Below are 23,284 nucleotides of genomic sequence, written 5' to 3' on the forward strand. Positions count from 1 at the left end.
CCCTCATCCAAGAATGAGCAAAAAAGCACCTCACCGGGTGCTTTTTGTATTGATAGTAATGCGTCTGAGACTAACTTTCTTCCGATTCATGAGCATCGACCTTCGGCTTAAGGAGGCTGGTCAGCTTTTCTACTTGCTCATTTCTCTTCGTTATGGCCTCAGTACCAACCCTTTGAGAAGACTTTAGGAACTTCTCTGCCAGCTCATTGGCAAGACCCGCACTTCTGACCTTACCGGCTACCTTCACTGGCTCGCTAGACTTGATATGAGTCACATCTTTGACTTTCTTCAACTCGCCTTCAAGATAGGCCCAGAACGGTTGCGAGGCGTAATGGACTTCTGCTTTTGTGATCGAATCTTGAGCAGCATAGAAATCAGGAATGACCACGGACTTGCGAAGATCCAGCCATTCCACGAGCTTTTTAGGCTTCCCATTGCTGGCTTCCTTGAGGACATCCAGCGCATGCATGATGGGCAAGTCCTCTGAAACCGCGAGTTCACACACAGGAAGCAGATCCAGCATGAGATGAATAGCGGTGTCTTCCAAGTCGCCATCGACCAGACCACCATGAGCGACCAAATTCCTCAGCACCGGGAACTTGAAGGAATAGTATTCAAAAAAGAAAAAGCTCCGCATCTTGCCATCAATGTGTTGAAGCTTGTCGTTCAATGACGAGATGTCTAGCTGGCTTTCGGAGACACCAATTTCTCTACAAATATCGGCAAAAATCCCCTCAATCTGCAACGGGGCCATGCTGACCAAGGAAATGTAGTCCTTTGCTTCGAAGTGCCGAAGCATTGTCTCAATGATCTGTTTTCGGCTGGACAGGATGTGAGATTTCCCCACTAGATCCAGAAGCTTTTCCCGAACGCTTGGAAGCTCACCAGGAACTCCGTTGATATAAGCAAGCGCATATTCCTTGAACTTCGCTGGTGAACTCTTGCATTCCTTCACCATTTCCCGGTAGCCGGACACTGGCAGATCCATGAATTTATTGGAATACGAGTCCAGCGAACGAACGTCGTAAGGATCGGCTGGTGCCCAATGGAACCTCCGACCAAAAGCATACGGACTATCCCCAAACAAAGAAGTAGAGAATGCAAAGACAGGACTTTTCACGGAGGCTTTGGAGATTGCATATGGCCTGATCTTGTTTGTCATGAAATCAACGATCTCATCCTTAGCCACAAGATTCTTGTTCTCAAAGTATTCCAGTTGGTTCCTGTAGTACCGCTCATCCGCAGTCAGTCGCCCATCGTTCTTCTTTTTTTCCTCTAGGCTAACTAGCTCTTTCCTGATGAAAGAAAGGTTCTTTGCAAGTGCAACAAGATCCTCATTCACACGGAAGCAGATCTCGGAAAATTTCTCTTTTGGCTCACCCTCAAGGTGCAGATACTCTTTCTCCACGAAGCTCCAAAACTCCGCTGAATCAGCAGGAATTTTTTCTCGTGGGGAGCATGCCTTGTAAGCTGCCTCAAGCTCAGCTTCGGTGGAACTCACGTTGAGTTCAAGAAGCTCACAGAGAAAAATCTTCGCAAGCTTCCGCTTGCCCAACTTGAACACATCGTTCTCGGCTAGGACCTTGCCACTCAGACCGAGAATTTCCCCAAAGGTGGTGGATTCGTTATAAGCCATCTATAGAAAGTCCTTGTTGTTCTTTTTTTGTCTTTATCAACGTGCGTGGCGAGCAATACACCAGCCGCACAACCTCACATGAAGTTGAGCATGAGACGACCGATGGAGTTGGTCAGATCACGAGCGAAGAGAGCAAGCCACCTCTGGGAGTCGTCACCAAAGTGGGACTCGCTGAATCCATTGCGCGAGTTCGCGATCGCGTTGGTCAGCGTGGGCATGGCATTGACGATCTCAACAGGAAACGGACCTTGTGCCTGAAGCTTCTTGCTGATGTCGTCCTTCACCACCTTGCACAAGGGCATGAGGTCCGTCAGAGCCGCTTGCTCAGGAACATGTTTGCGAATATATGCCTTGTAGAGCCCTTCAAGGCACGTATAGCTCAACGTGGTTGCACGGTTGTAGTGGTGAGCATCGATGGCGTGGTCAATGTCCTTGAGGCTGTTGTTCAGCTTCGCGGAGTTCCAAAGATCCACAGGGACTACGGTCGTGGGCACCGCCCGGCCGCCACCGAAGACGATGTTCCGCACGTTGTCTGCTGCTGCCTTATCGTGAGGCTCAATGTGGTCAACGAACACCCGGTACACGCGGAATCGCTGCTCTTCTGGTAGCCCTTGAATCAGGTCCCAGTAGAAGTCTTTGCGTGAGTTGGACTTACCCTGCTGCCGCCGCAGGGCAATCAACTGCTGATAGCTTGGCGCACCAGGATCAACCTGCTGCACCATGCGGCAGAACGTGGAACCACCGACATACAGAGCCTTGTTCTCGCTGTTGAGGGCCGCAAACAGGTAGTTGTAGGCAGCGATCCAGTTCACGGAAGTGTTCATTTAACTCCCGCAACTGCAACCTCAGCGAATTCCTGCTGCACGACTTCCACCGGCTCCAAGAACTTCTTCAGTGCCTCTTGCTGCTCCAACAGGAACGGAGCATCCTTCACCTTGCTGTGAAGGCTCAATAGCCGCTTCTCGGCCCTGATCAAAATCGTGTCGTAAAGCAGCGGAGAAATCTTGACCTCTTCACCATGTGTGGTGGGCTCGTTTTCACCATACTCAATCTTGTCGCCCAGCACGAAGCCGTCCACACGGGTGTACTTCTTCAGGTAGCCCTTCTCGCGCAGCTCCTTCACGTACTTCCAGACCTGATCCTTTTCCTTGCTGCCAAGGGCAAGGCCCGTCGTCTTCAGATCGATGATGACCAAGTGCTCAACCCCGTCTTCGTCGTGGTTCTCGTCATAAGAGGCACGAGCATAGAAGCCAACGCTACTGTCAGGCAGAGCCACGAAGTCTGGACGGTTCCGCGTGCCTTTTCCATCTTCGTCCTTGAAGATGGTCTTGATCACATTGGTCATGCCTTTGTTGGACGTGAATTCAATGGATTCAAACTGGGCGCCGAACATCCACAGCCCCCGCTCAAACAGCGGTTGCAACTCGTGGACTTCATCCACACCGACTTGTTTGAGTTTGCTCCGTAGTTCGCCAATGAGCTTCAAGCGGTTCTGGATCTCGTCCAGCACCAGCTTTGCCATACCAATGGTCCACTCCTTCAGGATGTCGTGAAGGGTGTCGTAATCGTTCGGCTCGCACTTGTGCAGAAGGTCAAGCAGCCCATAGCGAGACTTGGACTGCTCCAGCTTGGCAAGGATGCTGGACAACTGCACGATCTCGTTTTCACCGAAATTCGGACAGGTATCAACCACCTCATTGACGAAGCTCTCAACCCGGTCCTTGCTCACCGGCGACAAGGTGTTCATCGTCGTGCCGATCTTCTCAATCACGGCACTGCGGCGGGTGTCTCTCTCGGCCTTGCTGGCGTCAAAAATGATCTGACGAACGCGGTCTTGAACAGCCTCACGGGTCTTGTTCCAAGCCTCGTTTTCTTCCTTGAACCCGCTCCAGTCGCCTTGCACAGCATCGTGAGCATTCAGGTAGTCGGCCTGGACAATGAAGGTGAACCGCTTGGCCTCTGAAGTTCGACCATCAAGGATTCGTTCGTAATCGCTGCGGCTCCACTTGCACTGTCCCACGGCTCGGCTCTGGACCCACCAGGCCAAGCCATGCTGCTTCGTGGTCTTGTCGGCCTTCTTGGTGTCAATGTGAAGGATGATTGCCTTGCCGTAGCCCTCAACATCCACCTCACTCTTTGAGAGCAAGTCGGGGATGTCGTTGAAGGTGATCTCGCTGCCGTTCAGCTTCACCTTGAAGGCAGGGTTGGCAAGGAACCGGCTACCAATTAGCTCACGCGCCTTTTCAGGGGTGAACATGAGGCGTGGGATCGTGCCGTTCCCAACAATCTCCGTCCCGTGTCCCTTCACGCCCTTGTCTTTGAAGGAAATCTCTTCAAGCACCAGCGGATCGGTAGCCGTTCGGTGAACACGACACACGAACTCCTGCCCGTTTTTTCGGGAGGTGATCAGGTATTCAGAGGCAAAGCAGAAGCTGGCAAAGCGGCCCTTGCCGTTCTTTCCGAACACAAGGCGGGGGATGCCTTGAACGTCGTCAGGCGGGACCGTGGTGGCGCCACCAGACGAAAGACGGTTGTAGGCAATGGTGCGCCAAATGTACTGGAACTCGTCACGGGTCATACCGTGCCCGTTGTCAGTAATCTTGAACTGTCTCTCAAGCTGGGTATCAGGCCACGTGATATTCACTTCGGTGCCGTAGGCGTCCCAGCAGTTGGCAACCAACTCCACTATGGCGGTAGCCGGGTCAGTGATGATGGCCCCGGCGTAGCTCTCAAGGAACCGTTCATCGTAGAGAAGTGTTCTTTGCTCCATCTGCCTCCCCCTTTTAAATGCTTTCTGCGATTCAGACCTTTGCAAAGCTAATGGCTTCGAGTGTCAGCCTCTGAGTGCTGATCAAGAACGAATGGTTCGTCTCGGCATAGCGCACATACTTCTCGGCCCCAAAGTGCGGTAGACAAGTCGGAGAGCACGAGCGGAACTTCGGGTTTGAAAAGTCGCTGCTGCTCTCACTTACGAGACCATCATTCGCACCCGGCCCAAGTTTCCACTGGAGGAAGGCATTGATCAACTTGTTGCGGATGAAGTTCTCACCGAACTTCAGCATGTTCTTGCCGCCCGACATGCTCAAGAACTGAACGTCTGGAGCGACTGGTTTAGCCTGAAGAAGCTGCTGAAGAAACGGATTCGCCCCGTCTTGCATGGTCAGCTGAAGGGCCGAGCGGCAAGAAGACGAGTAGCCACCATTGTTCAAGCCGGTGTAATACTCACCCCATGTGACGAAGCAGCGGACAAGCTGACTGTTCGTGAGCGTCGCATCGTGCGGCGTCCCAAGCGTCACCACCTTCCTGACAAACCGATTGCCGCCGTTGAAGCTGACAAACGCACGGGCGACCAAGCCGCCCATGCTATGGCACACGAGAACGACCTTCCTGGTCTCTGAAATGGAGCCGCCCGCCATCTTGTCCAACGCTTCCAATGCGTCAGCCAATTCAGCAGCAGCACGATCAATCCCGTCATACGACGGGTAGTTGAATGCGAGAGCAACAATCCCGTTGTCTACGAACTCTTGCATCATCGTGCCAAGATACGCAGAGTTTGCAGTGAAGCCATGAATGAAGATGGCTACATGGTCGGCCTCAAAGTGGCCGACCTTAGCGTTCTCAAAAATGGCGGGTGAAGGCGGATTGGCAATCTCCTTCTTTACGAGTCGCAGAAGGCGTGCTCCTGATTCCTCCGGGTTGTGTCCGAGATTAGTGGAGGCCATTTTTTACCTCCACGACAACGAAGCTCAGAGTCAGAGCGAGTTCGGCATCAAGGCTTTCTTCAGCCATTTCCTCTTCTGGGTCAAACAAGGCCCAGTAGCCAAATAGATCAATCTTCCCGTCCTTCAACTCGCCAATTGTGCGGATTGAACCACTAGGGAAGACTCCAATGGCAGAATAGGCTGTTGCGCCATTGATTCTCTTTAAATATGCACTCTCATCTAGCAAAATAGCAGAAGGAGTAGCCTTGGCGAACTCTTCTATGGACTTATCGTCCGATCCGATCCTTACCTTAATGCTGAGGGCCGAAGGATTTGTTACCTTTTGCGATGAAACCCACTTCGGCAGTTTTTCATAGAAGATTTCGGCTTCCGAGATCGACAGAGGCTTCAGCGATCTTGAGACCTCATATGCATGGCCGTTGACAAATGAATCCTCATCCTCGTGCAGAGACGGCAAGCCCTTAACGATTTTCATCGTTTCAATACTGACCGTCACTATCCGCTGCAAGAGCTTAAGCGAATAGGCAGGATCACCCATAGTCTCATTTGCCCATGAGCCTGGATCGTTAGTAATTTGGCTTTCCTTGTGCTCGGATACAGCCTGCTTCTCCATCACCCACTCAATCGCAGGACGGCCATTCACCACATACTCATAGGCCTCCAACGGAACACCAGAAACCGTGATCTTGTTGTTGTATGTGATCCGAGTCCTGTCGTGCTTCTCGCCATTCTTCCCTTTCCCATATTTCATTTTGGAAGGGACATGCAATTCAGCAGCCGTTAGCCCAGCAAGGCTCTTGACCCCTTCAATGCTCAACGGGTATGGCTTCACGCTCTCGTAGTTCAGATGCAGATCAGCAAGTGCTCTACCTGCCGCGCTGAATTTCTGAAAATCCTCAAACGTCGCCGCCCTTGGAATGCGAGGCAATTCTTTTGAAAGATTGTCCTCGTACAGCGTGCGATAGGAAGGCGAATGCAGCAACCCATAGACATAGTAGAAAACGTCTTCCTTCGTAACTTTCTCGCCGGGATAAGCCTCTTGAAAGTGAACCAATCCCTCATCATTGAGAGCATATCTTCTCTTCGGTGCTGCACTGGTGGCAGCAAATAGAGCCCCCTGATTCTCCGCTGATTCAGCGTCCTCAGAATCCTCTTCATAGATATAAAGTGGGAAGCACTGACCAGTGTCCAGCATATGGAAGTCTGGAACCCGATCTGCCATCAACGTGGAGAAGCCGCTTCTGGCTCCAACACCACTTATGCAAATGACTCGGTTTTCACTCTTGGCGTCAGGGAAGAGAGCCGGCATCTTATAGACATATTCATTCAGCCTACGATTGAAGTAAAGCCACTGCTTAGTGAATGGGCGATACAAGGCTGTGACGATGCTCTTGCCGTCAAACTCCTGAATCTTCTCTTTCAGGACATCCTTCTTGAGTGCTCTGGTCCAGCTAATCTTGGTCGCGTCTTTATCAATGAACCCATCAAGACCATCTTCACGGTCCTTTTTGCTCTTGGTTCCAAACGCTTTGGCAAATCTCATCACTTCGCCGTTATAGACAGAAATCATTCTGCTCACATTGGCAGTAAGAGATGTCTTGGAAGACGAGTAGCACCAAGAATCCCTGGCCGTGGTCACACCTTGGCTAAACAAATCAAAGAGCTTTGGATTGTCGCCCCTCTTGTCACCCATGAGGATGTTTTCAACAAGGCTGTTGTCTCGCTGATTGATCCAGTCACCGTGTTCGTCAGGTGTGATCTTCGTCCAGCCAGACTCCAATTCATTGATACCAAAAACACTTCCCAGTTCGGAAATCTTGTCAAGCTTTTGCCGAGTCGTCAGGTCGTCGCCAATGTCATGGTAGAAAACTTCTGACGGGCCCTTAGCTCTCGGATTCTTGACTAGGATCGTGATGGAGATCCCATTCATACTTCCTGCGTCAAAAATATTCTGACCTTCCCTTGCTCGGCCTTTACTGAGCATGTTCTTGCGAATGTCACCCCGCAGGTTCAGGACGTGAATTGAGTTGAACTCATTGAGCAGAGTCTTTCTCATGCCGTCCATCGCAGACTTCTCAATGAACCCCGACGCAGACACGAAACCGATCACGCCACTGTCGCCAATGCGGTCAGAGGCCCACCTGAAGGCACGCACATAGCTGTTGTACAGGTTGCGCACATTGGGGCGCTCCGACAACTCTGCATAGGTAGCCTTGATTCGGCTGTTGGAGTGCGGATAGCTGCTACTGGGCCCTTCATCGTTTGCACTGGCCTGCCCTTCGGAGTAGGGAGGATTGCCAAAAATGACCCTAATATCCAGCTTCTTCTGCTTACGCCGACGAGAACTGTTGTCGGTCAGCGCTGGCGTGGCTAGGTCGTCTTTCTCATACAGAGCAAAGGTGTCTGTCAGGCAGATACCACCGAAGGGCACATACTCCCCGCCCATCAGATCATGGTAGATCTGCTCGATGTTGATTGCAGCAATATAGTAGGCCAGTAGCACAATTTCATTGGCATGAATTTCGTGCTGATACTTGTACGCCAGTTGCTCTTTCGTGATTAGACCACTCTGAAGCAGACGGGCAATGAATGTTCCGGTGCCAGTAAAGGGATCAATGATGTGAACATTCTTGTCACCAAGAGTTTGGCCGAACTGTTGGTGCAGAACCTCATTGATACTCTTGATGATGAAATCAACGACCTCAACGGGTGTATAGACAATGCCAAGCCGCTCAACCAACTTCGGGAAGGCGTTCTTGAAAAACTTGTCGTAGAGGTCAACAATAATTTTCTGCTTGGCCTTGACTTCAGTGATTCCCGAAGCCCTCATTCGGACGCTTTCGTAGAACTTGGTCAGCGTCTCGGATTCTTTGTCAAGGTTGTGCTCGTTCAGGACATCCAGGACCCCTTGCATGGCCTTGGATACGGGGTTGTTGCTCGTGAAGCTATAGCCCTCAAAGAGAGCATCAAAAACTGGCTTCGTGATGATGTGCTGGGCCAGCATTTCAATGGCTTCAGCACGAGTAATCCCATCATTGAGATCAGCTCGCAGTTCCTTCAAGAACTTGTTAAACGCCTTGATTTCGGATGTGTTACTTTCAGTTCCAAGAATCGCCGTGATTCGGCTAATGTGGGTCTGAGCGATCTTGGCAATGTCCTTGGCCCAATCGTCCCAGTAGAGGCGATTACCAACCTTCTTGACGACCTTCGCAAGAATTGCACGCTCAATCTCACTGAACTCCATCGTCAGCTTGAGTTGGGCATCCTCCCCAGTCCCAACCTCTTTCTTACCGGTGGGCTTTCCGAGGTTGTCTGTATTCTTTCCTAGCTTCTGGTTCTCTTTCTTGGTCTTGGTCTTTGGAGCAACGCTGTTGGTGACAGCGATTACTTCCATTTTGCTTCTGTCTTGCCCCGTCAGTTCAAGCTTGTTGATCATCGCATCAAAGCGATCATCATGAGAGCGAAGAGCCTGCAAGACTTCCCATACCACCTTATAGGTCTTGTTGTCGTTCAGTGCTTCTTCTGGAGTGACATTGGCTGGAATGACCACTGGCAAAATCACATAGCCAAGCTTCTTGTTTCCGCTCTTGCGCATGACACGTCCAACGGACTGGACGACATCAACCTGAGAGTTTCTTGGAGTCAAGAACAGCACTGCATCCAGTGCTGGAACGTCCACACCTTCTGACAGACAACGGACGTTTGAAAGGATGCGGCAGGTATCAGGAGGGGTTTCGTCTTTGAGCCACTGGAGCCTGTTGTTTTTCTCCGCAGCCCCCATTCCTCCATCAACGTGGAGAGCTTCACACACAAGTTCGCTGATTGCTTCGGGGTTGTCAGGATTCTCGTCTATCAGGTCCTGACGATAGGCATTCACGACCCGCTGAAACATATCAGCGATATGTTTGGAGCTGACCTTATGGGTTCTTGCACCTTGGCTCAGCTCAATGACTTGTGCGAAAGCAACCGCCCTGCGCATCGGCTCAGGATCAAAGTTCAGATCGTCGCGGGAGTCCATTTTGGACAAGGCCCGCCAGCAACCAACGATCTTCGCAGCATCGTCAACACGAAGACTGTTGTCCTCATCGGCGAGAAGCTTTTGAAGGCTCTTGCTGATATGGTCTTCGCTGACGGTCAGAACAATAACCTTGTAATCACAAAGAACTTGAAGGTTATGAACAGCCTCAGAAAAGGTAATCGTGTGCAATGTCTCGCCATAGAATTCAGGGCGGTCCATTGAGTAGAGTTCGATGCTCTCGTTCTCAGCCTTTGCTTTCGCTTGGACTCCATAGACTTTAGGGGTAGCAGTCATGTAGACCCGCTTCTTCCCCTCGATGAAGCCGGCATCGTGAATCTTCACGAAGTTGGAGTCCTCTTCACCTTCGTAGGTTGCCCCTGTCGTGCGGTGAGCCTCATCGCAAATGATCAAGTCAAATTCGGGCAGGCCATAGAGCTTTTGTGACTCAGAGATTGTCTCAATAGAGTGATAAGTGGAGAAGATGACACTCATGTGTTCATCATCTTCACGAGCCGTAAACGCCTTGGCTAGTTGCTTTGCGTTAGTAGTCGCTGGATACTGCAATTCATGAGCAAGCAGCTCAAAATCATCTTCCTTGGTGTTTCTTTTCTTACCAACTTCACTGTCTGAGCAGACGGCATAGCAATGCAAGGGGAGAGAAGCCTCTTGAGTCCATTCCGTCAAAGTCTGGGAAAGCAGGTTGAGCGAGGGCACAAGGAAGAGGATTCTTCCCCGCTTCCCATTCGCACCAGACATTTTTTCGGCTAAGCGCAGTGACGTGAAGGTCTTTCCCGTGCCACAAGCCATGATGAGCTTGCCACGGTCAGCTTCCGCCAGCCCCGACACTACATTGTTGATTGCGGTCTGTTGATAGTGGCGAAGCTCTTTTGCCTTCCGAAGAATTGGCTTTGAGTCAGGCCTTTTAAGGGTCTGACTCCAGTCAATCATGCTCGTTTCGAGATCACTTAGATTGACAGTGGCAACCGGAGGCGTCTGATCAACAAGCGCATCCTTAAGGTTGTAGCTCAACTTGTCTGTAGAAAAGACGATGACCCGATGTGCGAACGGCTTCTTTCCAGAAGCCGTGAAGAAGGAATCCACATCATGCTTATATAAGGTACGGTCAGCGTCCCAGAATTTAGCTTGGATAGCGTGATACTCGCCAAGAGTGGTCTTGGCTACCAAGTCAATGCCCGTATCTACACCAGGATCTTGATGACCATCTGCGATCCACTTGGCACGCCATGCCTCCCACAGCCAAACGTCCGAATAGAGATCCTGATACTTTGGCTCGTTGCGAAGATAAATCTTCACAAGGCTCTCAAAGTATGTTCCCTTCTCTCGCTCGGATTTCGATCCCGCCCGAAGCTCTTCCAGTAATTTATGGAGACTGCTCATTGATCTTCTTTTCTAAAATTTTGTTTATTTATTGCCAGCTTCTTCATCCCACTTCTTCAGCAGGGCAAGCTTCTCACCAATCTTGATCTCCAACCCTCTTGGCACTGGTTGATACCAACCAGGCTCTTCTATGCCTTCGGGTAGGTAAGTCTCACCAGCCGCATAGGCATTAGGTTCATCATGAGCATAACGGTATTCATGCCCATAACCTAGTTCCTTCATGAGCTTTGTTGGGGCATTGCGAAGATGAACAGGCACCTCCCGGCTCTTGTCCTGCTTCACAAAAGCACGAGCTTGGTTGTAGGCGTTGTATCCCGCATTGCTCTTCGCAGCCACTGCCAGATAGATCACTGCTTGACCAAGGGCCAACTCACCTTCTGGACTAGCCATTGAAGCGCTCCACCTTGCCTTTGGTCTTTGCCCGGTAGGGCCGGCACAACCGGGGCACGAAACCATAGTGACTGGCCAGATCCATGAAGGCCGGCTGGAAACGGTGCAGACCCGGACCATACGCATCGCGGCCGGTGACCACGGTCTTCATGTTGTCGTAGAGCACCTCGCGCGGCACGCCGCCAAAGTACTCGAAGGCATGTTCATGGCAGGCCAGCAACGTGGGCAGCTTCTCGTCGCTGACGAATTCGACATAACTGGCACGACTGAACCCCAGGGTTGCCACGAAGGCAGAGAGTGGCGTCGGTCCTCGCCGGAACGTCACCCAGTCCACCTGCATCTGTTGGCCCGCCGGCGTTTCGAAACGCACTAGCGGTTCAGGCGCGGCCGGCACACGCAGGCTACGCAGGAAATGGCGCACCCGCGACAAACCGCCGCGATAGCCCTGCTCACGCAACTCCAGCAGAAGTGCAGTTGCAGGCAGCCAGTCTGGATGGGCTGCTGCTACCCGCTGTCGCAGGTAATCCTTGAAGGGATCGAGCTTGTGGGGGCGACCTGCTGGCGGCGTCCTGGCGGGCTGGCCGTGAGTACGCAGGTATTTGCGTACGGTATTGCGGGAGAGCTGCGTGGCACGTGCAATCTCCCGGATACTTTTGCCCTGACGGGCGAGGATACGAATTTCCACGATGACCTCTGTCGTTAGCATTGGCCCTCCGCAAAGGGCCCATCCTACCGTGGCGGGTCAAATCCGGATTGCTGCACCTGGGTCATTCTGATTGTGCTGGTGACAGGGCCATGAGGTGGGTCAGAATTCGATGCAAAAGATGGGTCAATGTTCAGTGCAAATTAACAGCCCGCGGGCGTGGCGGGCAGACGATTGCTTGCAGCAAAACGAAAAGGCTCCTGATCAGACCGGGCGAGCGCACGGCGTCGCCTGATGAAACACCATCTGCCAAAGGCCGTCGCGCAGGCGCCACAATGAGCTTCGGAGTGCGAACAGGGGCTTGCCGGCCGTCTCTTGTGAATTCTCAGTACGATACAAAACCTGCATCACATCTGCGCTGATCTGAACCACGCTGAAATCGCTGGCCTGAATTTCAAAGCCGACCTCGTGTTGCAACGCCGCCAAAGTATCCGCTTTGCGATAAATTGCACCGGACCGACCGTACTCAACAAAGTCATCGGCCAATAGCTCTGCCACTCGCTGCGATTTGCGGATATCGGCCCGATGCAGTTCTTGTTCGTATGCAATGAGAGTTTTCGGTTCGATCATTTCTGCTTTTCATAGCGCCGCTTCTCAGCCGGTGGCTTGAACACCCTGTCAAATTCGAACGCCAATCACCCTGGAAATCTGGTCAGTATTCAGCCCGTGCCAACAGCAAATAACCGGCATTGGCTTCTCGCTAGCTGCCCGTCGCGCTAACTCACAGCTTCGACGCGCCGCGCTTCAGGATAGCGGTTAGCCTCACCATTGGCAGACCGCCCCGGCTCCGCCAGATCGAATTCCAGGCAAATATTCCAGGAGGGAAGGCGACCGGCAAGCCCAGTGTCGACCAAATCACTTTTACGCATATATGCAATCGCAACTGGAGAGGTGCTCAGGATCAAGCTGTCCGGCATTTCTGCATAGTAACTGATGAAGCCATATCCATTTTGGGTGTCGTAACGGGTACAGTAGCCGCGGACTCGAGAACCCAATGCTCCCCAAGCGACAGCGTGCCTGCCTGCCCCTGGTTCGGCCAGACGAGTGGGCAGGAGGCCTGGCAAGCTATATCCATTGATGAACGTGTCTGCTTGCTCGCGAAGTTCTCGCGAAATATTGTCGAAGGCCAGAACCTCTACCCGGCAGCCTTTGCTTTGCAATGCGGTCACGACGCGCGCGAAGTCCCCGTCGCCAGTCACCAATAAGACCGTATCCAGCTTGTCGGACTCGGTCAGCACATCAACGGCCATGTCCAGATCAGTGTTCGCCTTTAAGTGGACGATTCCCTCTTCGTCGGTATAACGCTTCGTCTTTTTCACCGACAATCGATAGCCATGGCTGCGCAGCACGGAATGATACGCGTACGTCCTGTTGGCGTAGTCCCTGTCTCGCCCCGCGCGCTCGTCATCAAAAGCGATGTAGGCATTCAGGCGCTGGGCTTCTCCGCCCGCGCGACACGCAAATTCTCGTAGTGCGTCATAGCGCATGCCATAGCCACCATTCATGGCAATGTTGGATGCATCGACATAGACCCCGATTTTGCGCATTCTTTTTCCTGTATTCATTCGCTACAAATAATCCCCTGCTTTATAGCGAGCGCTAGCTATTTAGCGGCTGGGTCGAGTCTCGTTCGTCTCTGCTAGGCGGGCCGCCAAAGTGGAAATCAGATCAGTTACTAAATGTCGATCTTTTTCAGCCAATGGTTTTAGCGAGTTCCGGATTTTTTCTGACATCTCCTCCACTGATCCAGAGACTCCGTCAAGCAAACCGCCCATCCGCACTTGTAGCGTGGTAGCCAAGCGGTCCAACGTTTCAAGTGACGGCAACGTAAATCCCCGTTCAAATCGGGAAATAGTTTCGGTATTTACTTCCAATCGTTCAGCCAACTGGGCTTGCGTCAAGCCTTTCCGTTGCCGCGCTTGGGCGATATTTCGTCCAAGCGCTTTTCCCAAGGTTTCAGATGCCATCGATATAGACTCAAAATGTCGATTTCAACGGCTATGGTTGCCTTTTCTCGCAGTGTTAAGTAAGGTACTGAATTGTCGAACTCAACAAATTAGAGCTATTCGAAAATTTTTCAGTGGCTTTTTGTGGAAGGCCACGCGTTCGGGACAGAACAAAATGCTGGTCAAAATCAAACACTCTGGCCAATTGGGCGATGTCATCTACGCCATGCCCGCAATGCTCGGTATCCAGCGTGCATTGAAAGCCACGACCATTCGCCTTTACATCACGCGCGACAAACCTGCACATCATCACGAGGGACTCAAGCATCCGGGCGGAGACGTGATGGTGAATGAAGATATGTTTGATTACTTGCGGCCGCTGCTGGACGCGCAACCCATGATCGAGTCGATTCATTACCTGAAAGAAAGCAAGATTCCGCAGGACGCGCTTGATTTCGATGCGGTGCGAATGGGCTCGATCAACACGGCGGCCGGAAACATCATTGATTACTACCTGAAGCTGTTCGGCACCTTTTATGGCAAGGAGTCTGCGTGGCTCACCTTGCCTGAGCGGCCTTACGTCTTCATGAGCTACGACGTCGTCATTGGCCGGTCAGCACGCTACAACAATGATGCGATTGATTACGGCCTGCTGGCACAGCTCGGCCGCACCATGGGGTTTGTGGGACTGCCGGAGGAATACCGCACGTTCTGCGCGCGCTACGGTGATCTACCGGTAACTCATATCAACACCCGGCATGCGCTGGATGCAGCGTATGCGATCGCGACCAGCAAACTGTACATCGGTAACCAGTCGTTGATGTTTGCCATTGCTGAAGCACTCAAAGTACCCCGGTTGCTGGAGGTCTTCGAGCCAGTTCCCAATGTCACGCCGAGCGGCGGCACTTACGGCCAGTTCGTGACCAATCTCGCGCTGGGAAATCTGTTGAACAGCCTCTTCGGCGCCAACGTGGCTGTCGAAGGGGCAGATCTGCTGGCCAAAGGTAACTATCTGTTGAGCAGATAGCGAGCAAACGATGTGGGTTTCTGCTTACGAATTTCCTCCAAAGTCCGCTTTTTGCTTGACGAAATAGTAAGAATATGGTAAGATATCTACGTGGGATATGCCGTCCGCCCCGGACGGTCCCGCCAGCGACAAGCACACGGCGGAGGCAGTTCGATCTCTTATTCCGGACCTGTCGCAATGCGTTTCAGGGCCCCGAAATTATTCTCCAAACGCCTGCACATGTAAGCAGTCGCGCTCGTATGAACGTTCCACGGCATACGCATCTCAGCGCGGTGAACCGTGAATTGTACGCCGTCGATGGCATGTTTTCCGCCACTACGAAATTCCTGTTGCTTCCTTGTTTCCCGGCCTTTTTGCTTGCGATCAAGCATGTCTTTGCGTGCGCGCCAGATACGACGTCAAGCAATCCGGAAACACTACTTGTTCACAGAGGGATGAAAATGTCTGACACTCCAAAAACCTGGTGGTACGCAAAAGCAGGGCAGAAACATGGGCCGCTGGCACCCGGCGAATTAAAGGCACTTGCAGCGCGCGGCGGATTATCTGCCAGCGATCTGGTGTGGAAAGAAGGTCTTCCGTCCTGGTTCAAGGCAGGCGACATCAAAGGGCTGGTGCCAGTGCCTGCGAAATCCGGCCCGCCACCCCTGCCGGCCGTTCCTCCGGATCTTCCGGCCAACCCGGCAGAAGACATTACCCGCAAGGCGGCTCCGGCAAGCGATCCGGCGTTATCCGGAAAATGGCAACGCATTTTCGGGATTATTGATCGAGCGGGCGGGCCAGGTTTGCCGCTTTCCAGATGCCTCAAGGCGCGAGAGCGGAGAATCGCCTCATTCAACATGTGGGCGCTCGTCTTTGGCATGTTTTACTACTTTGCCAAAGGCATGTGGAAAAAGGGGCTGCTACTGGGTTTGATCGCCATTGTCACCAACCTCGTGCTGCTGGCGGTCTTTGAGGCGATAGGGCTCAATGGAACAGCGGCGAGCATTATTCCCAACATGATCTTTGCCATTCGCGCGAATCAGGATTTCTACAAAAAGCAGATCCTGAACGAAAACGGCTGGTGGTAAAACGAGGAGCGCGAAGATGTGCGCATCAGGCGCGTAATCGCCGCGGAGGTCTGGCGAAGGAGAGGGAGGGAATGCGAAAAATAACCTGTAACGAATTTCAGCCTGCCGTCGAGCGGATGCTCGCGGGTTTGCCCAAAACCGTAGAGCCGACTTTTTTCTGTCCCACCGGGCATATCGCTTCCGGCTGCAAAGTGGAGGTGAAACACGCCGGGAGCCACGAATATATCCTCACGGCGACCATGGCCGCTGCGCATACGTTCCTGGACCATGCGCTGCACGAACTGGATGTCCAGGTCTGCGAGACGGCATTTCGGCAAGTCGGGTTTTTAAGCCCTTGGTTCCGCCAACTGGTTTGCATGCTGAGTCTTGACCGGGGATATGGTTTGATTTCGCCCGCGTCTACCAGTGATTATGGAAGGAAATTCATGGCCAATCTGGCGGTGGCAAATTTGTCCTTTCATGAGCTGCGTCGCGGGCTCATCCTTGTCATGGAAGATGACGTTGTGGAGTATTTCGGAGACTTCGAAGCACTTCTTACCCGGCACGCGCATTTCGGCAGTGAAACATGGTTCAGAACCCATCGTGTCGCCATTTTGCCAAAAAACTGAGCCGCGAAGGACCGTCAGCCAGCCATTTCGGTCAGAAGCAACGCTTGCTATTGGCATGAGCATTGTACAGACGCCCGAGACCACTGCTATTTGGACGAAGCCACTAGCCATTTGGATACTGGCAATGAAGGAAAAATTAGCCAAATTATCCGTACATTGCGGCTACCGGTTTTGTTGATTGCGCATCGTCCGGAAACCATTGCCTCGGCCGATCGGGTGATTGAACTAGCTCATGGGCAAGTTATCGCTGGACCTCAGCAATCTTATACGTTGGCAGCAATCCCGACCTGAGTATGTAATCAAAGGTGATCAGTTCCTTCATAGCATCAGGTAATCCTCTCAATCCCATTGTTTTCATTTATACAAGAGCAGCAAAATTTATGAGTAACCCACTTCTATTCGGAACGGTACGCACGGGTTTCAATGCAATAGGAGCCCTAGTTCTTCTGTTAATTGCAAAAAGTGCTTTCGCTGACTTACAAGAGCCACCGTTGAGGACAGATCTGCACGAACAAGTGGTAATGGTTCCGATGCCGCTCCCAATTGGTCATGTCAATTTGGAAACGACCGTTTTTCGGCCAGATGGCGCGGGTCCGTTTCCCTTGGTAGTCATCAATCATGGTCTGGATTCGGGTTCTCCCGCCTTCCAGGTGCGTACCCGCTACCCCGCGATAGCACAGGAATTCCTGAAAAGAGGTTATGCCGTTGTTCTGCCGATGCGAAGGGGGTTCAGCAAGTCTGAAGGTGTCCTAATCGATACTGGTTGTAGCTACTCGGCTAATGGAAGAGCGGGTGCGAAGGACATCGAGGGTGTGATCGGCTGGCTTCGTCAACAATCATGGGCGGATGCAAGCCGGATTCTGGTCGTGGGGCAGTCGCACGGGGGGCTGGCATCACTTGCATTGGCTGAGGACAATGTCCCCGGTGTAAAAGCCATACTCAATTTTGCCGGTGGTCTACATGGCGGTGGAGCAGATGATTGTCACTGGGAGTCAGCGCTCAAAAGTGCATTTTCCACTTACGGTTCGGACGCCAAAATCGAAAGTATGTGGTTTTATGGCAGTAATGATCGTTTGTTCGAGCCCAGCTTGGTACAGCAACTTTATCGTCGTTACACAGAAGCGGGCGGCAAAGCTGAACTAATTGACTATGGCGCTTTCGGTGTTGATGCACATGGCATGTTTGGCACGCAGACTGGGTTCGACACCATCTGGTGGCCCAAGGCCAAACCCTTTTTAGCCAGCCATGGTTTACCGGTAGAAATCGTCCATCCGGATCTATATGGTGGCCTTCCGGTACCTTCAGCCAGTGGATTTGCTGGCCCCCATGACGTGGCAGCCGTTCCCCTCGTGTCAAACAAGTGTCGGGATTCCTATGGTAATTTTTTTGATCGCGCACCAAATCCCAAGGCGTTTGCGATCAGCGAAGATGGACACTGCGGTTGGGCGAGTGATTACGGCGAAGCAAGCTTCTATGCGCTCAATGCGTGCGCCCAACTGGGCAAGCCAGGAACCTGTCGGCTCTATCGGGTTAATGATAATGTGGTCTGGCCGATGCAATAATATCGGCCACAGATACTACAAATATCTCCCTTAGCGGTTCGAACGATGTCCATGATGCGCGGGGGCAAACTGCCCCCTAGTGGCACACTAGACCGCGCTAAGAAAAGTGCGGCCTGGATGGGGCTTGGTCTTTCGAAAAGGTAAAAACGCAACCGGACAACTGCCTGTTCGGTAAGCTAGATAGGGTCAAACCCGATGACTGACTTGGGTTTGCGGTTTATAGGCAAAACGCACTTTCAACGCACTACGGGTAAACAACTGACAATAAATGGCCGTTTCTGGCAACAACTGGAACTGCTTGTCGCGGATGAAGGCTGCTTGCTGTGAGTGATTGGGATGTGTTGCTAGCAATTGAATTCATTGATTTTTTGGTGTGAATTGGTGTCTGGGCAAGCTATTGAAGGCTCAAACTCAGCTACCGTGCGGCTTCCAGCAAAATCGGCCCGGAAAACTCTTAATCCGTAGGTCGAGTGTTCGAGCCACTCACGGCCCACCAGCGAATTTGAAAAGCCCGATTGCTTATGCAATTGGCTTTTTGCATTTCAGCGTTCCGGCTTGCATCGACCCCTTTGGCGCGATGCGCAAGCGCCCCGATCAAACCCGGCCGCTGGCATTAAAACCACGGTCAGCCCGGCTTGTCGCCAAAGAGGCGTTTTGTTACAGTGCGCCTGCCTTTTGACGTTGATCCGCAGGTCGTGCTTTTTCCGCTTCGCTGGCTCACCAAAAGTCCCGCTGAGGGCTACGCTGCTACGTAGCCCTTTTCCATTTCAGCCCGCCTGCGGAGCCCTGCCATGACCTCATACGATTCCGACGATCAACAAGACAACAATGCGCTCTCTGAGGGTGAAATCGCCGGCGCGATCCAGTTTCTGCAAGAACAGTCCGGCCTGGTCCTGACCAGCGAGCAGCTGACTGATCTGCTGGTCGATTGGGAGCACGTGCGCGAAAACATCATCGAATGGGGCCTGGATGATCCGGCCACGTCCGAAGACCTGTGCAATGCCTTGGCCACCGATGTACTGGACGAGCCGTGGCCCGCCGCCGAGGACGCCGAAGCCCTGGCCGAGTTTTTGCCACGCCTGCGCGCCGCAGCAGGCAAGCGCGGTTACTCCGTGGCGCACTAAGCGCTGGTGCCGTCAATGTGCAAGATACGGTATTGCTGTCTACGCCACGCCTTACAGCGATTCGTTTGCCGTACGCATACAGCGGCTTTATCCTGTTTTCTTTTGAATTAGATACATATCGCCTCCATGTCGACTTCCAACCTTGCCCAAGCGCTGCAAAGCGCCATCGGCGGCCAGAGCAAACGTAAACAACTGCAGCTGGTCACCGAGGAAATGTATCGCCGCTATGCCGTCCTGCGGGAGAACCGGCCGCTGGCGATCGGCACTGGCGACGTGCTGGCTGCCGCGCTGCCGCACTTTGATGCGACGGTGATCAGCCGAGCGCTCAGCAATCACTGTGCGCGTATCTCCTATCAAAAACAGCTCGCCAAAGGCGGCCGTCGCTTTAACCTGAACGGCAAACCCGAAGGCGAAGTGGACGAAGGTGCCAAGACCCACGCACAAGCGTTGGTCGATGCCGCACAAGAAAAAGCCAAGGCAACCGCCGCCGCCGCAAAAGGGGCTTCCGCTCCGGCCAAAGCTGACGTAGAATCCGCCTCCGCTGCAGACGGCACCGCCGATCAGGCCTGAGCGTCATAGCAGCAAAATCGTAGAAATGTAAAAAAGCTTCAAAAAAGTTTGCGTGAGTGGTTGACGGCCTAAAAAGCCTTCGGCATAATCGCTGGCTCTTTGGGTCGTTAGCTCAGTTGGTAGAGCAGCGGACTTTTAATCCGTTTGTCGCAGGTTCGAATCCCGCACGACCCACCAAAGATATTCGAAGGGCCACAAGTGTTTGCTTGTGGCCCTTCGTCATTTCTGCCGTTGAGACTCACTGTCCCAGGCAAACTACTCAACCAGAAAATCCAGATCAAACGGTTTACCGATCTTGTCCAAGGCGTTTTCTGAAAGAGGTCATGGTTCGGCGCTCACATGTTCGGCGCAAAGCGCACAAGCTGCTGCGCGTACCTTTGATGCCCCCACAATCGATCCTTTCGTTCGGCGCGGCGCCTGAGCCCGAGATCGGCGCTCTTCATTGGTCGATAACAGACAAGCTGCCAATTGAAGACCTCGATTGCAAAGCGCCCTCATGCGTCGAACCGCTTTACTCAGAGAGAGAACGGGCGGGCGCAGCCCGCGTACCAATACGGCTAGAGCCTCCATGCCTTTGCAGGGCCGCGCGGGCGCGCATGCAAAAACGGGACTCGCTCAGCGAAAAGTCAACAAGCTGAAACGCCATCTGCATGCCTCTTCTTGGCTGCCATTGCACGGACGGGAGCAGTAGGTGTCGACACGGCCCTTCCGCCGCAAAGCCACAGCGTATCGAGGCGTTGTGGCAAATCCCTCTGTTTCCAGGGCATATTCCTGCTCTCAAGCTTACCGATCTGTAATTCGAAACGCGCACTCTTGCTAGTAGAGGAATGCGTAGTTGCTCGAGCAGCGGCGGTAGCAGTACTTGATTGGAGAGGGGGAAGCGCGGTGGCGGGTGCATTTCAGGTTATTCGAGATGATGGCAAAGCGCTCAATGCGAGTGTGGAATATGTCATCGATGAAGACGGTCTCAATGGGCTGGTTATTCATTCGCGAAGCGGTGGACTGCAGGGCGAAAGACAAGGTCGGAACAGTGAATATGCAATCGCGCTGAAGCTCATTCTCGATCGCTTGCAGCGTCAACCTGATACCCAGCTCAGGGTTTATCTGGCATCGAGTGATGCACGAAAACTCTGGGCGCCAGAGGAACGTCTCCTGCAGGTAGATGGGCAAGTCAGCTTCAACTTATCTCACCTGGATATGGATGTTTTGCGTCGGGGTCTTGGCAATGCCATGGGTAAAAAGAAGGCGGCGCAGACAAAGCATGTCGGGGGCAATAACACCAAACGTATTTTGTTGGTGGCTGACAGAACGGCTGAGGGCTGGGAACAAATCGTTTTCGGCGGATTCCCGCATCAGCCACGTGCTTTTGATAAAGCGCCCGCCTTTACAAATATTCCTGAGGGAATCACTCGGCAACATATTCTGGATGCCATGACGGCAATCGATCTTTTCGAGCCGCACATGTTTGGTCCTTCTACTGATTTTGACGTTTTTCATGCAAACAAACGCTACCCACCCAAAGCCGTGGTTGGCCTTGCCGCAAAGGCCATTCTTGGTTACGCCCTGCGCCCCGTTGATTTCGGCGGGGGTGAAGACACGCGGTGTTTCCAGGTACTGAAATCTAATGGGTTTGAAGTCATACAGCGCACAAACCCTCTCGACGATAGCAAATTGCGCGGAGACCCGAAGTCCAAACGACCTTCGCCCCGAAAAAATACTTTGTCCTTTTCCGGCTTCTGCGAATCCTTGGGCACGCCGCTGAAAAACCGGGCAAACAGATGGTGCGGTTACGATCCGGTGCGGGGCATTGCGGTTTTTACGATATGGGCCGACCGCTTGCACGGGGACCGTTATCCTCTATGGGATGATGCGCGACGTTCCGACGATACGCGCGCAGGTGCCCGGGAGTTGAAGCAAGTGATTCAAGCTGTAATGTCTGCCGGTCACAAGGCATACGGTATCCGGAGCGAAGCTCGAATCCTTGGTGCAGCTACACGGGAACGCGGGTACTTCGACGAAGATCAGCTATTGGTTCTCGGCCTCGAGAATGACGGGGCAAATGTTATTGCCAAGGTATTGGGCACGGTCCCGGCTATTGATGTTGCAGGTGGGCGCCTCGGGCCACTGGCCGTGTTCGAGAGTGCTATTGACGATCTCGGCAGCCCACCTCCTGGCAATTTCGCGCCTGAAAGGCGGGCTTCTCACGGAGGCACGGGATACCGGCGCGATCCGGAGGTGCGTGACTTCGTGATTCGTCGAGCCAAGGGGGTTTGCGAATATTGCGGGAGTGCCGGTTTCAAGATGGCGGATGGATCGCCTTATCTAGAAGCGCATCACGTTATTGCGCTGTCGGCACTTGGCCCCGATACCGTGAACAATGTGATCGCGTTATGTCCCAGCCATCACCGGGAGGCCCACTACGGACAACGCGCGGCGATTCTGGAAAATGAGTTCTTGATCAAATTGCAGGAGATTGCACCGCGATGAACATCCGGCTCGGGGCATGCTGTGCAGGGCTAGTCAGGTGACGTTGGATGATCGGATCAAACGACGCGGGTTGCCCCGATTGCTTGCACGGCTTGCTGCAGCGCCAGGTGTTCAAGCTTGTCGTCCGGCAGATTCACCAATAGTTCGATGCGCTGCTTGATCTGGAAAAACACTTTGCGAAACGACTCCCGCTTCTCGTCGTCGGTCGCGCCGTGGGGATCTTCAAACCCCCAATGCGCCGTGATCGGGTGTCCTGGCCAGATTGGGCAGACCTCTCCCCGGGCGTTGTCGCATACGGTAATCACGATATCCATGTGCGGTGCCGTAGCGTCATCAAACTCGGCCCATGACCTGGAGCGCAGCGCAGTGGTGTCGTAGCCGATTTCCTGAAGCAGTTCGATCGCGAACGGATTGACTCTACCGCTGGGATGGCTGCCTGCGCTAAATGCTTTAAAGCGCCCTTCGCCGAGTACGTTAAGCAAGCCTTCCGACATGATGCTGCGCGCTGAATTGGCGGTGCAAAGAAACAGTACGTTGAAGATATGGTGATTCATCGAATTGATCCGGTGGTGTTCTGGCGAGTTCGCCCGCCAATGTCGCAGTCCCACGCAACCGCGGGCGGCGATGCGAGCAGAACCATACAGTGCCTGCATTGCAGAATGCTTATCGAATCCCGGTTGGATGATTGCTGCTGCAGCAGGTTCTGAAGCGGTACATATATATAGCTGTTTGCCACGGCGAGCATCCTCTCACGCCTTTCTGGTTCGATGGCCGCTATATAGATAGCAAGTTGACCGGCATGTTCAGGCGGATCGGGCGCAATTTTTCTTATGCGAAATGGCGACATGCATGTGCCGGCAAACTTTGCTGAATAAAAATTCTTTTATGCTTCAATCGCTTGTGTGGTTTGCTCTGAAAATAGAGTGCAAAGTGTTTGACGCGTTTCGGCAATATACGTATATTTCGACCTCCCCGCTGCGCAACACAGCAAAAACAGCGGAAACGAAGACAGCGCGTCTCGTTAGA

At 52.9% G+C, this 23,284-nt stretch carries 17 protein-coding genes, 1 tRNA gene and 2 pseudogenes; 9 read left to right on the plus strand and 11 right to left on the minus strand.

The window, feature by feature from the left end:
* Positions 1 to 70: 70 nt before the first annotated feature.
* From ACYQ1A_RS20965 to ACYQ1A_RS21010, 10 genes and pseudogenes are all read right to left on the minus strand, one after another.
* Positions 71 to 1,636: a hypothetical protein gene (locus ACYQ1A_RS20965; RefSeq protein ID WP_499365692.1), complete on the minus strand. Its 1,566-nt coding sequence runs from the start codon at positions 1,634 to 1,636 to the stop codon at positions 71 to 73.
* Between the two features lie 74 nt (positions 1,637 to 1,710).
* Entirely contained in the window at positions 1,711 to 2,460 is a 750-nt protein-coding gene (locus tag ACYQ1A_RS20970; RefSeq protein ID WP_062221883.1) for a hypothetical protein, read from the minus strand.
* Positions 2,457 to 4,406 (minus strand): ATP-binding protein, encoded by a 1,950-nt coding sequence (locus ACYQ1A_RS20975; RefSeq protein ID WP_499365693.1) that lies wholly within the window; start codon positions 4,404 to 4,406, stop codon positions 2,457 to 2,459. The genes ACYQ1A_RS20970 and ACYQ1A_RS20975 overlap by 4 nt, the downstream gene beginning before the upstream one ends.
* A gap of 31 nt (positions 4,407 to 4,437) precedes the next feature.
* Positions 4,438 to 5,358 (minus strand): lipase family alpha/beta hydrolase, encoded by a 921-nt coding sequence (locus ACYQ1A_RS20980; RefSeq protein ID WP_499365694.1) that lies wholly within the window; start codon positions 5,356 to 5,358, stop codon positions 4,438 to 4,440.
* Entirely contained in the window at positions 5,345 to 10,774 is a 5,430-nt protein-coding gene (locus tag ACYQ1A_RS20985; RefSeq protein ID WP_499365695.1) for a DEAD/DEAH box helicase, read from the minus strand. Before ACYQ1A_RS20985 ends, ACYQ1A_RS20980 begins: the two co-directional genes overlap by 14 nt.
* Positions 10,775 to 10,798: 24 nt before the next feature.
* Positions 10,799 to 11,164 (minus strand): annotated as a pseudogene (locus ACYQ1A_RS20990) (AAA family ATPase); the annotation flags it as partial.
* Positions 11,160 to 11,870, minus strand: a pseudogene (gene istA / locus ACYQ1A_RS20995) (IS21 family transposase); the annotation flags it as partial. The pseudogenes istA and ACYQ1A_RS20990, both read right to left, overlap by 5 nt.
* Positions 11,871 to 12,071: 201 nt before the next feature.
* Positions 12,072 to 12,437, minus strand: coding sequence for a nuclear transport factor 2 family protein (locus ACYQ1A_RS21000; RefSeq protein WP_062221877.1), 366 nt, complete (start codon positions 12,435 to 12,437; stop codon positions 12,072 to 12,074).
* Positions 12,438 to 12,583: 146 nt separating this feature from the next.
* Positions 12,584 to 13,414 carry a LabA-like NYN domain-containing protein gene (locus ACYQ1A_RS21005; protein WP_499365696.1) on the minus strand — a complete coding sequence of 277 codons (831 nt, stop codon included), beginning with the start codon at positions 13,412 to 13,414 and terminating at the stop codon, positions 12,584 to 12,586.
* A gap of 60 nt (positions 13,415 to 13,474) precedes the next feature.
* Positions 13,475 to 13,834, minus strand: coding sequence for a helix-turn-helix domain-containing protein (locus ACYQ1A_RS21010; RefSeq protein ID WP_499365697.1), 360 nt, complete (start codon positions 13,832 to 13,834; stop codon positions 13,475 to 13,477).
* Positions 13,835 to 13,988: 154 nt separating this feature from the next.
* On the opposite strand from ACYQ1A_RS21010, the gene ACYQ1A_RS21015 reads away from it, so the two are divergent.
* The 9 genes from ACYQ1A_RS21015 to ACYQ1A_RS21055 all read left to right on the plus strand — a co-directional run bounded on the left by ACYQ1A_RS21015 (position 13,989) and on the right by ACYQ1A_RS21055 (position 22,258).
* Positions 13,989 to 14,840, plus strand: coding sequence for a hypothetical protein (locus ACYQ1A_RS21015; protein WP_499365698.1), 852 nt, complete (start codon positions 13,989 to 13,991; stop codon positions 14,838 to 14,840).
* Positions 14,841 to 15,079: 239 nt separating this feature from the next.
* A complete protein-coding gene (locus tag ACYQ1A_RS21020) occupies positions 15,080 to 15,907 on the plus strand; it encodes a GYF domain-containing protein (RefSeq protein ID WP_499365699.1) in 828 nt (275 codons plus the stop codon).
* Between the two features lie 71 nt (positions 15,908 to 15,978).
* Entirely contained in the window at positions 15,979 to 16,515 is a 537-nt protein-coding gene (locus ACYQ1A_RS21025; RefSeq protein WP_499365700.1) for a hypothetical protein, read from the plus strand.
* Positions 16,516 to 16,605: 90 nt separating this feature from the next.
* The gene (locus ACYQ1A_RS21030) at positions 16,606 to 16,806 is read left to right on the plus strand and encodes a hypothetical protein (RefSeq protein ID WP_499365701.1); all 201 of its coding nucleotides are present in this window, start codon (positions 16,606 to 16,608) and stop codon (positions 16,804 to 16,806) included.
* Positions 16,807 to 16,820: 14 nt separating this feature from the next.
* Positions 16,821 to 18,077: a dienelactone hydrolase family protein gene (locus ACYQ1A_RS21035; protein WP_499365702.1), complete on the plus strand. Its 1,257-nt coding sequence runs from the start codon at positions 16,821 to 16,823 to the stop codon at positions 18,075 to 18,077.
* Between the two features lie 791 nt (positions 18,078 to 18,868).
* A complete protein-coding gene (locus tag ACYQ1A_RS21040; protein WP_499365703.1) occupies positions 18,869 to 19,201 on the plus strand; it encodes a hypothetical protein in 333 nt (110 codons plus the stop codon).
* Between the two features lie 126 nt (positions 19,202 to 19,327).
* Complete coding sequence (locus ACYQ1A_RS21045) at positions 19,328 to 19,771, plus strand: ProQ/FINO family protein (protein ID WP_499365704.1); 444 nt, start codon at positions 19,328 to 19,330, stop codon at positions 19,769 to 19,771.
* A 101-nt stretch (positions 19,772 to 19,872) separates the two neighbouring features.
* Positions 19,873 to 19,948, plus strand: a tRNA-Lys gene (locus ACYQ1A_RS21050).
* Positions 19,949 to 20,656: 708 nt separating this feature from the next.
* Entirely contained in the window at positions 20,657 to 22,258 is a 1,602-nt protein-coding gene (locus ACYQ1A_RS21055; protein ID WP_499365705.1) for an HNH endonuclease, read from the plus strand.
* A 56-nt stretch (positions 22,259 to 22,314) separates the two neighbouring features.
* Here ACYQ1A_RS21055 and ACYQ1A_RS21060 read toward each other — a convergent pair whose 3' ends face one another.
* Positions 22,315 to 22,812, minus strand: coding sequence for an arsenate reductase ArsC (locus tag ACYQ1A_RS21060; RefSeq protein ID WP_499365706.1), 498 nt, complete (start codon positions 22,810 to 22,812; stop codon positions 22,315 to 22,317).
* Positions 22,813 to 23,284: the final 472 nt, after the last annotated feature.

The sequence above is a fragment of the Silvimonas sp. JCM 19000 genome (genome assembly GCF_054652575.1).